7 protein-coding genes and 1 pseudogene (1 of these 8 running past the window's edge) are annotated in these 12,962 nt (G+C 68.0%); 3 read left to right on the top strand and 5 right to left on the bottom strand.

The features are described 5' to 3' along the window. Nucleotides 1-29: 29 nt before the first annotated feature. From ACFXIV_RS01740 to ACFXIV_RS01730, 3 genes are read left to right on the top strand one after another with little or no spacing between them, the layout of a single operon-like run. Nucleotides 30-476, top strand: a complete 447-nt coding sequence (locus tag ACFXIV_RS01740; protein ID WP_379395388.1) for a nuclear transport factor 2 family protein — start codon at nucleotides 30-32, stop codon at nucleotides 474-476. Continuing rightward, nucleotides 473-1,453 (top strand): NADP-dependent oxidoreductase, encoded by a 981-nt coding sequence (locus tag ACFXIV_RS01735; RefSeq protein ID WP_379395390.1) that lies wholly within the window; start codon nucleotides 473-475, stop codon nucleotides 1,451-1,453. The genes ACFXIV_RS01740 and ACFXIV_RS01735 overlap by 4 nt, the downstream gene beginning before the upstream one ends. Then, entirely contained in the window at nucleotides 1,450-2,052 is a 603-nt protein-coding gene (locus tag ACFXIV_RS01730; RefSeq protein WP_379395391.1) for a TetR/AcrR family transcriptional regulator, read from the top strand. Before ACFXIV_RS01735 ends, ACFXIV_RS01730 begins: the two co-directional genes overlap by 4 nt. Nucleotides 2,053-2,107: 55 nt before the next feature. Here ACFXIV_RS01730 and ACFXIV_RS01725 read toward each other — a convergent pair. The 5 genes and pseudogenes from ACFXIV_RS01725 to ACFXIV_RS01705 form a co-directional block, all read right to left on the bottom strand. Next, nucleotides 2,108-2,230: pseudogene (locus ACFXIV_RS01725) on the bottom strand (IS3 family transposase); the annotation flags it as partial. Nucleotides 2,231-2,245: 15 nt separating this feature from the next. Then, nucleotides 2,246-2,956, bottom strand: a complete 711-nt coding sequence (locus ACFXIV_RS01720; protein WP_379395393.1) for a transporter — start codon at nucleotides 2,954-2,956, stop codon at nucleotides 2,246-2,248. Nucleotides 2,957-3,006: 50 nt separating this feature from the next. Continuing rightward, nucleotides 3,007-4,260, bottom strand: coding sequence for a saccharopine dehydrogenase family protein (locus ACFXIV_RS01715; protein ID WP_379395395.1), 1,254 nt, complete (start codon nucleotides 4,258-4,260; stop codon nucleotides 3,007-3,009). 369 nt (nucleotides 4,261-4,629) lie between these two features. Beyond that, a complete protein-coding gene (locus ACFXIV_RS01710; RefSeq protein ID WP_379395397.1) occupies nucleotides 4,630-12,192 on the bottom strand; it encodes an amino acid adenylation domain-containing protein in 7,563 nt (2,520 codons plus the stop codon). Continuing rightward, a protein-coding gene (locus tag ACFXIV_RS01705) for an amino acid adenylation domain-containing protein (protein WP_379395400.1) crosses the window boundary here: on the bottom strand, nucleotides 12,189-12,962 show its final stretch. It continues 9,651 nt past the right edge of the window; 774 of the gene's 10,425 nt are visible here — the last part of the coding sequence; its start codon lies beyond the right edge, outside the window; its stop codon occupies nucleotides 12,189-12,191. Before ACFXIV_RS01705 ends, ACFXIV_RS01710 begins: the two co-directional genes overlap by 4 nt.

Genomic DNA, 12,962 nt, shown 5'->3' with positions numbered 1-12,962 from the left:
GATTTTGGCCCGATGGAGGCGAGTCGAACATGGTTGCGCAGACACTGGACGTGCGGGAAGCCGTCCAGATCGTCGAACGATTGGCACAGGCGAAAAGCCGACAGGACGTAGCGGCCACAATGGCCGTGTACCACCCGGACGCCGTACTCGAATCGCCGTCGCTCGAATCCCATTACGCCGGGACCGAGGTCGAGGGCGCGATCAGGGGATGGTTCGCGTTCGCGCCCGACTACGAGGTCCGGCTGGACGGCCACGGGCTCGATGATGAGACCCTGTGCTGCTGGGGCCAGATCACCTTCACTCCGGCGTTCACCTTCAACGGCGCAGTGCCGAACGGCAATCGGGTCTCGGTGCCGGTCTTCATTCTGTTCCGCTTCCGGGACGGCCGGGTGAGCTGGGAGAGCTTCCACTTCGACGTCGCCGGGGTCGCCCGTCAGTCCGGCGTCGACGCGAGCGCCCTGGTGCGGGCGTCATGATCGTCGGCGCTCGCCGGCCGAGCACTACCACCATGCGCGCGGCCCGGCACGAGAACTGGGGATCGCCACTGGAGATCGCCGACGTCGAACGGCCGGAGCCCGCCGCGGGTGAAGTCCGTATCGCGGTGCGGGCGACCAGCGTGAACCCGATCGACATGCACACCGGCAACAATTCCGGCTATGAGCAGTCCATGCGGCTGCCCTGCATCCCCGGGTGGGACGTCGCCGGTGTGGTGGATGCGGTCGGCTATGGAGTGACCCGCTACGCCGTGGGCGACCGCCTCTACGGTCTGGCCTGGTTCCCCTATCCCGCGGGCACGTACGCCGAATACATGACCGTGCCCGCGTATCAGCTTGTGCCGATGCCGAAGTCGGCTTCCTTCGCAGAGGCGGCGTGCTTGCCGATGGCCGCGCTGACGGCCTGGCAGATGCTCGACGCGGTCGGGGCACGCGCCGGTCAGCACGTGCTGATCAGTGGCGCCTCCGGCGGCGTGGGTCACCTCGCGGTGCAGTTGGCGGTCGCGCGCGGCGCCACGGTCACCGCCCTGGTGCGTCCCGATCACCATGCCGCACTGCACGAATTGGGCGCGCACACCTGCGTGGACTACACCGATCCGGACGCTGTCGCGCCAATCGGGAAGGTCGATGCGGCGATCGATCTGGTCGGATTCGATTTCGGCGCTTCGCTGTTCGACCGCGTGACGCCCGGAGGCGCGATCGCCTTGGCGACCGCATGGTCGGTCAAGGGATACCAGGCCGCCGCGGCGGAGCGAGGTATCCGCGCAGCCTCGTGCCTGGTGGAACCCGATCCCACGGCCCTCGCGGCCCTCGCGGAGCTGGTCGATTCGGGCGCGGTCCGCGTCGTCGTCGGCGCCGAGTTCGATCTCACCCAGGCCGCCGATGCCCAGCAGTGGGTCAAGGACCGGCGTGGCTTCGGCAAGACCGCGATCACGGTGAAGGCACCGGAGCGAGCGTGACCGAAAAGCCCAGGCAGCTGCGCGGAATCGCGGTGCGCGACAAACTCGTCGGCATCGCGACCGACCTCTTCTACGACAACGGTGTACGCGCCATCGGTGTCGATGAGGTGGTGCGGCGGGCAGGGATGGCGAAGGCGAGCCTGTATCGCTGGTTCCCCACCAAGGACGACCTCGTTCTCGCGGTGCTGCAGCAGCGCGATGACCGGTTCTGGGCCCGCTGGGACCAGACCGCGTCGCGCCACGCCGACGCACGGGCCGAACTCGACGCCCAGCTCGCCTGGATCCAGGACGTCGCGACGCGAGAGGGCTACCGCGGCTGTGCTTTCGTCAACACAGCCGCGGAATTCAGCAGTGCGCAATCGGAGCAAATCCGGCAGCGGTGCGCCGAGCACGAACACGAACTCGCGCGACGGCTCCGCGCGCTGACGGCACGGCTCGGCGTCCCGGACGGCGATCGGCTCGCCGATCAGCTCCACCTCGCCATCGTCGGCGCCTTCGCGGTCGGCGGGATCTACCCGACCGGCGGACCGGCCATCCGGCTCAGGGCATTGGCCGAGGACCTGATGGACGGGCGCCAGGCGCGTTCCGTCGGGAACTGAACACCCCCGAGCCTCGCCAGAATGCGGGCATGAGGGAGGTCGGTCCATCACAAACCTGCGATGGACCGACCTTTCCCTTGGCGATCTCCTTCAGGACTGCCTTCTCCAGCTCAGCTTCGGCGAGAAGCCTTTTCAGGGTGGAGTTTTCGCGTTCGAGGTCCTTCAACCAGGTGGCTTCGGCGACGGCATCAACTCAGTCGAACACTGCCGCCGAACTCGCGACCGAGGACCCTGGTGCTCGACCAGTTGCAATTCGGTCATTGCTATTTTGCAGCACGCGATAGCCGAAGTAGTACACGACCATTTGGGAGGCCCATGTGGTCAGGGCCAGGATGTAGAAGATCGTGTGGTGCTCGTCGTCGCCGGGTATGCGGTAGAAGTCGTACATCCCGGCGATCGTGGCTGCCGCGGCTGAGACGGCCGCTACCGCAATCGCGTTACCGCGCTCACCGATGTTCCACAGCCGCCACGCGAAATAGAGCAGGAACAGGGTGGTCAGGGCGTTCATCACGACATAGAAGATGGCCCCGGCGAGCCCGAGTTCACCGGCGAAGAAGGACATTCCCAGTCCACCTGCGATGGCCAGCCCGAAGACGCCGATATCGACGGCGAGCGAAGGCTTGAACCCGTGGGTGACCTGCATCAGACCCAGGACGAGAATCACGGTGATTCCGACCGACCGGGAGAACGCGTCGAAGAAGAATGCGAGGTGATACATCGGACTGGTTTCGTTGGCGCCGACCAGCCCGTAAATGAGGAAGTTGGTTCCCGATGTCGCGACGATGATCCATTCGAGGCCGAGTAAGTAGTTTCCGTAGTTCCGGATGAACTTCCAGCCGGTGGTGAACCCGGCGACGATCATGAGGAGATCGGCGAGTGCATACAGTGCGGTTTTGAGATCCATGACCAACCTTGTTCCGAGGCTCGATATTTGACGTGTCGATGAACCGGCGCCTAGTGCGAGACCTCGAAGATCTCCTCGCGCGGGGTGCCGACACGTTCGAGGGCCTTGTAGAACCGCTCCGGCTCGGCCCATTCCTCAGGCGTGAATACCCCGGCGCGGGTTCCGGGTTGTTCGTCGAGTGCCACCACCATGAACGCGGCGCACGCCGTTCCCGTCGCCGCGGCCATATCGGTGAACAGATAGGTGCCAGGTCCACTCACCGGGGTACGGCGGGTGACCACCGTTGGCAGGCCGTTTCGGAGTCCGGTCACCTCGACCTTCAGGGCGGTCTTGTGGGGGAAGGTATGGCCCACCGCCGCCAAGGCAAGGAACTTGATCAGCTCGGTACGCGTCGCCTCCCCGGTGCGCACGAGGTTCCACATACCGGAGAGGGCGTTGCGCCAGCCCTTGACGCTGCCGAACTTGTTGGTCATCAGAGCTTCCAGGAAGTCGATGGCCTTCTCCATGGGCATCTTCCCCGTCTGCACGGCCAGGCCGACGCCGCGGACCATGCCGTTGTAGGGTGCTGGATCCAGCCCGCCGAAGCAGCGAATGTTCTTGGCATCCGGGTACTTTCGCGGCAAGGTCACCGGCTCCGGGTGAGCGGTCTCGTGCACCATGGTCAGCCCCAGTCCGGCACCCAGCTCCGTCCAGCGGGTCTCCAGCCAGGACTGGTGCAACACCGGTCCGCCGTTCTCCCAGGTCATGCAGGGGCCGGCGGCGACCCGAAGCATATGGTCGAGAACCGCGCGGCCGATGGATCCGCGCTCATCGCCGACTACCCAGTACACGTCGATGTTCTCGACCCTGTCCAGCTCGCCGGCCGCGTCGGCTACCAGCACGTTGGTGAAGCCGGGCGACGCACCGCAACCGATGTACATCGGCACCCCGGCCGCTCGGGCGTCGTCGTGCAAGGACAGCGCGTGCAGGGTGCTCTCGATGTCGTCGTCGAAATCGAGATAGGGCACCTTGGCCTCCAGGCACGCCTCCATCACGGGGCCGGCGGTGCGGATGTACGGACCGGCGCCGAGTACCACCAGCGCGGCCCCGTCGATGGCCTCGCGAAGCCCTTCACGGTCGTACAGGTCGAGCCGTGCGGCGGTCGCCAGGCCGGACGGCAGCCGCTGCACCAGCTGATCGAGCAGCTCGGGACGGATGTCGTAGAGGGCCAGTTCCCAGTCCCCATCAGCGACGGCGAACCGTTCAATGGCAAGCCGACACATCTCTCCTGCGGCCCCGATGAAGACAATTCGCTTGGTGCCCATGGTCGTACTCCTGTGGATCGAGGGCCGCATGCGGTCCAGCCGATAATACTCGTAGTCGATTCGAGTTCGAGTTTGACTTCGAGTAGAAGCTAGTGCGAAGGCGCGCTCGGCGCTACCCGTTTACCGAAATTGTTACGGCCTCATCGAAAACGTAACGGGCCGTCGGGTTCGAACTCGACGGTCTCGACGGGTCCGAGAACCAGCGGTCGAACGCGCCGGACGCCCACCTCCGACGGCACGCCGTAGCGCTTCGTCGCCTCGGCCCGGCGACGCCCCGCACGGCGAGCCTGTAGGAGATCCCGCCTGGCTCCTCAGCCGGGGTGCGCTCGCCGCGACTCGCAGATCACCGACTCCGGATCGGCCGTCGGCCTACACACAGGGGTGGTGTGGGACCTGGTCTCCGAGCTCTGCCCGGTGGTGCGGGTGAGCGGTGTCCGCCGGTTCGGTACACAGCGTCTCCAGGGCGGTGGTCATCGCGGTGACAATGGATTCGACGGTGGGGTGGTCGAAAAGTTCGGCGGCGTAGACCATTTCGCCGTGGATCCCGGCCTGGTCGCCATCGGGGGTGTACTCCTCACGCAGGTTGAGCAGGAGTTCCCAGGGGATGTGGCGGACCGGGACCGGGCGGTGGCGGATGGTCAGTTCGGCTCCGGCTGTGGCGATTTCGCCTCCGCGAAGGTAGGTGACCATGACCTGGAAAAGCGGGTGGTGGGTTCGGGAGCGGGGTGGGTTGAGGAGTTCGACGAGGTTGTCGAACGGGAACTCCTTGTTGTCGTAGGCGGCGAGGACGCGTTCGCGGACCTGTTGGACGAGGTCGGAGTGGGGCGGGTCGCCGGAGAGGTCGACGCGGACGATCGCGGTATCGACTACGCAGCCGACCAGGTCCTGCAGGCCCTCGGCGTCGCGGGCACTCAGGGCGACGCCGATGGGCAGGTCGGGGCCCGCGCCGCGGTCGTACAGGGCGAGGGCGAGGGCGGTGTGGACGAGCATGTAGATGCTGGCGCGGTGGGTGCGGGCGGCGCGGGCGAGGGCGCGGTGGGTGGCCGCGTCGAGGTGGACGGGGACGGCTGCCGCGGTGTTCTCCCGGCGTTCGGCGCGCGGACGATCAGTGGGTAGCACCGGATGTGGTGGCAGCCCGTCGAGTGCGGTGCGCCAGTAGCGCGCCTGCCGGGCCAGCAGGCGGCCGTGCGCGTCCCCGGACTCGAGCAATCGCCTCAACCACAGTGTGTAGTCCGCGAACTGTGTTGCCGCAGTGGACCATTGGGGCACTTGTCCGGTAGCACGGGCACGATAGGCGGTGAGCAGGTCCCGCTGGATCACAGGCAGGGATTCGCCGTCGGCGGCGACATGGTGGATTACGCCGAGCAGGATGTGGTGCTCGGGGCTCGAGCGGTAGAGGCGGATGCGCAGGGGCGTTTCCGTGGTGAGGTCGAAGCCCCGTCGCAGCTCGGAATCGATTGCACTATCGACGTTTTCGCCGCCGGAGATATCCACAACCCGGAAGTCCGGCCGTGCGGACTCGATCGGCAGGATGCGTTGGATGGGACCGTCCAGGACGTACGGCAGCACGGTGCGCAGGATTTCGTGCCGTTCGACCAGATCATTCACAGCCGCTTCCACCGCCGGGATGTCGAGCGGACCGTGCAGTTCGATCCCGGTGGTGATCAGATAGTCGGGGCGGTTGCCGCTGAGATAATTCACGGTCCACAGCCCCTGCTGGATGGGCGTGAGCGGGATCGGGTCCGTTCGGCGCACGGCGGCGATGTCGACTGTCCCGAGTGACAGGGGGCTGTGCGGGAGATCCCCGGTTCCGCGGCGTTCGAGGGTCTGGTCGAGGGCTGCGACGGTCGGCGATTCGAACAGATCACGCAGTGACACCGCGACTCCGAGCGCGGACCGCAAGCCCGCGACTATGCGGATCGCGGACAGCGAGTTGCCGCCGAGCGCGAGGAAGTCATCGGTGAGTCCGACTTCCACCACACCCAGCGCCCGCGCGAACGTGGTCGCGATGACCTGCTGCCGTGGTGTGCGAACGGGAACGCGCTCACCGGCCACGGGCATGGGCAGCGCGCCGACATCGAGCTTGCCGATGGGGGTCAGCGGCAATTCGTCCATGGCCACGATGGCCGAGGGCACCAGATACGAGGGCAGGGTTGTGGCCAGCCGGGTGCGCAATGCGGCGGTATCGACGGCGCCGTCCCCGACGACGTGGGCGATGAGCGACTGTCCGCTCGCGGCCCGGCGCGCCGTGACGATCGCCGCGGTGATGCCGGGCTCGCGCAGGATGGCCGCCTCTACCTCTCCCGGTTCGACGCGAAAACCGTTGACCTTCAACTGCCGATCGGCACGGCCGAGGAAATGCAGCAGGCCGTCGGTGTCCCAGCGCCCGAGATCACCGGTGCGGTACATCCGCCCACCGGCGGCGTCGAACGGGTCGGCGACGAACCGCTCCGCAGTGCGCGCCGGTTCGCGGTGGTAGCCGTTGGCGAGTCCCGCGCCGGACAGGTAGATCTCACCGGTGACCCCGGCGGGTACCGGTCGCAGCGCCGAGTCCAGTACCGCGACACGGGTATTGTCGGCCGGGCGTCCGACCGGGACCGGCCGGTCCGGCGACATGTCGTCCGGGAGCGCAAAGCTGAGCACGAAGCTGGTCGCTTCGACCGGCCCGTACAGATTTCTCACCACGGGTGGGTGCTCGCCGCGCCGCACGGCCGCGGCGGCGTGCGGCGGCAGCACATCACCGGCGGACGCGATCATCCGCAGTGCGGCGAGCTCGTTCGGAATTTGCTCGGCCAGTATGTGAAACAGGCCCGGCGACAGCATGATCGAGGTGACCCGGCCAGCGCGCAGTACCTCGCTGTAGTCGTGCACATCGAGGACGCCGGAGCGCGCGAGCACCACGGTGTGACCATTGAGCAGCGGCAGCCACATCTCCCACACCACCATGTCCCAGGTGTAGGGCAGATGCATCAGCATCCGCTGATGCCCGTCGTCCCGGCCGATCCGATCGCGGGCGCGCGTCACGATATTGCGGTGGGTGACCTCCACGCCCTTGGCCGCACCGGTCGATCCGGAGGTGAACATGAGCGTGGCCACGGCATCGGCCGGCACGGCGACGCCGAGATCGCTGTCGTCGAACTCGGTTGCCGCACCGTCGAGTTCATGTATCACCAGTTCGGCACCGGTGAACGCCAGCAGCCGCCGCACGTGCGCGGGCGGGTAGCGGTCGCTGAGCGGTACGCATACCGCGCCCAACTTGGCGATGGCGAGAAAAACGACCACGAGATCGACCGAGCGCGGCAATGCGATGCCGATCGGCACGCCCGGTCCCGCACCACGGGCGCGCAGCCAGCGAGCGACCTGATTGGCGCGCGCGTTCAACTCGACGTAGGTGAGCTCCGCACCGTCGCACCAGAGCGCGACATCGTGTGCGTGCGCCCGTACGGTCGACTCGAAACACTGTCCGAGCCCGCCATTCTCGATATCGGCCGTCGCGCCGCGTCCGGCGGCGAGCAGTTCGGCTCGGTGCGCGGGCGGCAGCAGGTCGAGCCGGCCCACCGGGGACTGCCGCGGTGTGGTGAGCGCCGCCGCGGCGGCGAGGATGCGCGACCACAGCTCGTCGACCTCGGTGAGGGCATCGACCTGTTCGAGCTGCACCGCGATTCGGAAGGTCAGCGCCCCCGCAGCGGGCTCCACGATGACGGTCAGCGGGAAATGTGTTCCGCCGACAACATTCACGGAGGTCACCCGCAGGTCCGTGTCCGGATCGTCGAGCAGAGCGGTATCGATGGGGAAGTTCTCGAAGACGAGCGAGGTGTCGAACAGGTCGCTCGCGCTCGCCGCCGCCAGGATGTCGGGCAGCCCGAGATGGTCGTGCTCCATCAACGCCACGCGTTCCCGCTGAATCCGGACCGCGAGTTCGATCGGCGTCTCCGACACGCGCGTGCGCACCCGCAGCGGCACGGTATTCATCAGCAGTCCGACGGCGCCGTCCAGATCACCGCCATCGCGGCCGGAGACGGTGATGCCGAAGACGACGTCATCGCTTCCGGTCAGATTCGACATCACCAGCGCCCACAGCGCCTGGATCATCGAGTTGAGCGTCAGCCCGTGCGCCGCGGCCTGTTCGCGCAGCGCGGTGACCGTGGCGGCGGGCAGGATGAAGCTGCGCTCCTCGGGCCGCCGCCACCGCCGCTGGTCGGCCCGCGCGACCTTGCACGGTTCGGCTCCGGTGAGGGCCTGGGCCCAGACCCGGCGCGCACCGTCGCGGTCCTGCGCCGCGGACCATTCGAGGAATGCGGTGAACGGTGTGGCAGCGGGCAATTCGAGGCCGCGGTAGCCCAGCAGCAGTTCGCGGAGCAGGATGCCCAGCGACCAGCCGTCGAGCAGCGCATGGTGGTGCGTCACCAGCAGGGTGGCGGAGTTCGGCCCGGTGCGAACGAGAGTGACCGTGAGCAGCGGACCCACCAGCGGCTCCGGGTGCGCGTCCTCGGCGCACACCCGCTCCAGCGCCTCGTCACGCCGGCCCGACGTCGGATCGCCGAGATCCACTACCCGCCAGGGCAACTCGATGTCAGCGCGAATCTCGTACTCCGGCATATCGCCATCCACGACGAACCGGCCCAGCAGGTGCGGATGTCGATCGAGCACCGCGCGCAGGGCAGCGCTCAGCCGCTCCGCGTCGATCGGGCCGTCCACCGTCAGCACAACCTGTATGAGATAGGGGTCCTCGCCTTCCCCGCCCTGGTACAGCGAGTGGAACAACAGCCCGGCCTGCAAGGGCGTCGCGGGCAGGAAGGTACGGCCGTCGCGCATGGCGAGCGGGCTCGCCGCCGCCCGGGCGGGCACCGGCGACGGCGTCCCGACCGTGCGTGCCAGCGCACGAATACTCTGGTGTTCGAACACATCCCGCGGTGTGATCGCGAGCCCGGCGGCACGGGCCCGGTCCGACAGCCGGATGGCGAGGATGCTGTCCCCGCCGATGGCGAAGAAGCCGTCGTCGACGCCGAAACCCTTGTGCCCGAGCACTTCCTCGAACACGGCGCGCAGCCGTGCCTCGGCATCGCCACGCGGCGAAGCACCGTCGGCGGGTGCCGTGCCATCAATGGTGAGCGCGCGCAGAGCGCGTTCGTCGATCTTGCCGTTGGAGGTCGTCGGGATGGCGTCGACCGCCACGATGAGCGACGGAACAGCATGTGCGGGAAGCCGTTCGGCGATCGCGGTGCGCACCGCGCCGATATCGATACCCGGGCCGGCGACATAGGCGGCCAGCCGCCGGTCACCCGGCCGGTGTTCCACGATCAGCACCACCGCCGCACACACCGCCGGGAGTGCGCACAGGGCGGCCTCGATCTCGCCCGGTTCGATGCGGAAGCCACGGATCTTCACCTGCCGGTCGGCTCGCCCGAGGTATTCGAGTGTCCCGTCCTCGGTCCACCGCGCCACATCACCGCTGCGATACATGACGGTGCCGGGTCCGCCGAAGGGATCGGCGGTGAAGCGCACGGCGGTGCGGCCCGGCTGACGCAGATATCCCGCGGTGACGCCGGGACCGGCGACGTAGAGCTCACCCGGCACCCCGGGCGCGGCGGGTCGCAGCGCGGCGTCGAGGATGTACACGGCCAGATCCGGTATAGCCGTGCCGATTTCGCCGGCCGACGCGACACCGGTCAGCGGCGTTCCGGTGGTGAACACCGTCGTCTCGGTAATGCCGTACATATTGACCAGGCGCGGCGCCCGCGGATCATGCCGCGCCCACCACTCGGCCAGCCGCCACGGCTCCACCGGCTCACCGCCGAACAGCACGTAACGCAGTGCGAGCCGGTCACTTTCGGCCGGCCGGCTCGCCTCGGCGTCGACCAGCATGCCGAAGGCGGAAGGCGTCTGATTGAGCACCGTGACTCGTTGCGTCACCAGCAGTTCGAGAAATTCACGCGGCGATCGGGCCGTCTCGGCGTCGACGATGACCAGCTTGCCGCCGTGGCCCAGCGCTCCCCAGATCTCCCACACCGAGAAGTCGAATGCGGCGGAGTGGAAAAGGGTCCAGACATCATCGGGCCCGAACTCGAACCACGGCCGGGTCGCGGTGAGCAGCCGGACCACATTCGCGTGTGTGACGACCACGCCCTTCGGGCGGCCGGTCGTTCCCGAGGTGTGAATCACGTAGGCAGGCAATTGCGGCGACCGCGGCACAGCGTGTTCGCTCGGAACGACCTGCAACGGGTCCCCGATGCGCAGGACGGGCGCGGCCGAGATCCCCTCCTGGAGTTCGACTCCGGCACCGGTGAGTACGAGCGCCGGTGCGGCATCGTCGAGGACCGCACGCAGCCGTCCCGGCGGATAGCTCGGATCGAGCGGTACATAGGCCGCACCCGCGCGCAGCACCGCGATGATGGCGACGATGAGATCCATGGAGCGCGGTAGTGCGAGGCCGACGAATTCCCCCGGGCCGACGCCGTATCCGGTAATGATCCGGGCCAGTCTGCGAGCCCGCTCGTCGAGCTCGGCATAGGTGAGCTGCTCGTCGCCGTGCACCACGGCGACGGCCCCACCGTTCGCGGCCACCATGCGGTCGAATCGATCGACGAGTGTTTCGGCTACGTCGTCGGTGACCGAGGGCCCGGCCGGATCCGGTGTGGGCCGCAGCATGCCGAGCGGGAGTTCCTCCGGGGCCACGGCCAGGGCGGCAACGGTCTCGGTGAGCCGGTGGTGGTGCGCGGCGAGGTCGCGCTCGGAGTACCGCAGCGCCGTCGATTCCAGCACCACCGACAGCGCCGGATCGCCGTTGTCGTAGACGCTGATGTTCAGATTGTCGGAGCGTCCGGCCGCCAAATGCCGCAGGGAGGCGGATTCGGATCCGAAGCGCAGATCCTTCTGCATGGGCATCACATTGACGGTGGGCCCGAGAATGCCGCCTTGGAGCCCGCTCCCGCCCAGGTCGGCGAGCATATCGCCGTACTGGAAACGCTGGTGGCGCAGGATGATCAGGGTTTCGGCGCGCACGGCGGCGAGGAGCTCGCCGAGGGTGGCGGCCGGATCGACCGTGATCCGCAGCGGCAGGATGTTCGCCGTCATACCGAGTGCGTGCCGAGAGCGCTTGGCGGGTACCGCCAAACCGACAGTGACCGTGCGCGTGCCCGAATCCGCGTGCAATAGCAGCGCGATGGCGGCGAGCATCCACACCGGCCACGGGGTCCCGGTGGCATCCGCCCGGGCGCGCAGTGTCTTCCACTCGGCTTCGGCGAGCACCCCGGCCTGCCGCAGGTACCGATTACCGTCCGCGGCCGCCGGCGCGGCGGCGAACTGCGGTGGCTCGTAGGACCCGCCGATGGCGAGCCGCTGCGCCCAGAATTCGCGGTCGGCCGCGAACCGCGTGGAAGTCCGGAACCGCTCGTCCTCGGCGACCAGATCCGCCACCCGGTCGAACACCGATTCCTCCACCGGACACCCGTCGAGCAGCGCGGTGTAGGTGTCGGCGACACGCCGGATGAAGGCGGCCGAGGACGCCCCGTCGAGCACCACGTGATGCGAGCGAATGAACCACAGCGTGCCCGCCTCGCCCACATCGAGCAGATGGTGTTCGAACAGCGGCGCGCGCCCCAGGTCGAACGGCCGCTGCAGGGCCGCCTCCATGAACCGCAACGCCTCCCCGTGCGCGTCCGCCGCGCCGCGGAAGCTGTTGCGGTGCAAGGGCCAGTCCGGCACCTCTTCCACCACCTGCACGAGCGAACCGTCGGCCTCGGTGTCGAAGCGCACGCGCAGTGATTCCGCCCCGGCGGTGACGAGGCGCAGTGCCCGCTCGAACACCTCCTCGTCGAGCGCGCCGTGAATCTGCACGTAGCCGCCGACGATCAGACGCTGCCCGGTGGCATCGAGTTGCTGTGCGACCCAGACGTGTTGCTGCGCACGTGTCAGCGGTAGGCGCCGGGTCATGCTAGCTCCTCGATGGTCGAGTGTGGATGGCGGGCGATGGCGGTCAGCAGTTCCCGCATGGTGGCCCCGATCTCGGCCACCTGTGACTCATCGAAAACATCTCGGAGATAACCGATTCGAACTCTCAACTCGAGTCCCGGATCGACGGTGACCGACAGCGGATAGTGGGTGGCGTCGGTGAGTTCGAGGCGCCCGCCGGTCACGCCGTCGAGGGTGGCGACCGCGGCGGTGAGTTGCTCGGCGTCCACCGGATAGGACTCGAAGACCAGCACCGTGTCGAACAGCAGGTCGCGCAGGCCGGCGGCGGCGTGGATCTCACTCAGCCCGAGCTGGTGGTGTTCGATCATTTCGGCCTGTTCGACCTGCACCGCGCGCAGCAGATCCGCCACGGGCATGCGCGGACCGAATTGCACACGCACCGGCACGGTGTTGATGAACAGTCCGACAATGGATTCCACGCCGGGCAGTGCGGCGGGCCGACCGGAGACGGTCGCGCCGAAGACCACGTCACCGCGTCCGAGCCTGCGCCCCAGCAGAATTGCCCAGACCACCTGCACCACGGTGTTGACAGTGACACCTATTTCGGCGGCGGTCGCGACGAGTGCGCGGGTGGTCTCCGCATCGAGAGACCACCGGTATTCCCCTGTCGTGACCGTACTTTCGCGGAAGCGGGTGGGCGGGGCGACCAGGGTCCGCTCGGCCACACCGTCCAGGGCTCGCTGCCAGGCCCGAGTGGATGCGGCCGCGTCCCGGTCGTGGTTCCAGGCGAG

Source organism: Nocardia sp. NPDC059236, assembly GCF_042754085.1.
Taxonomy (GTDB): Bacteria; Actinomycetota; Actinomycetes; order Mycobacteriales; family Mycobacteriaceae; genus Nocardia.
The sequence above is the reverse complement of the archived record's forward strand: the minus strand, read 5'-3'. Positions and strand labels throughout refer to the sequence as shown.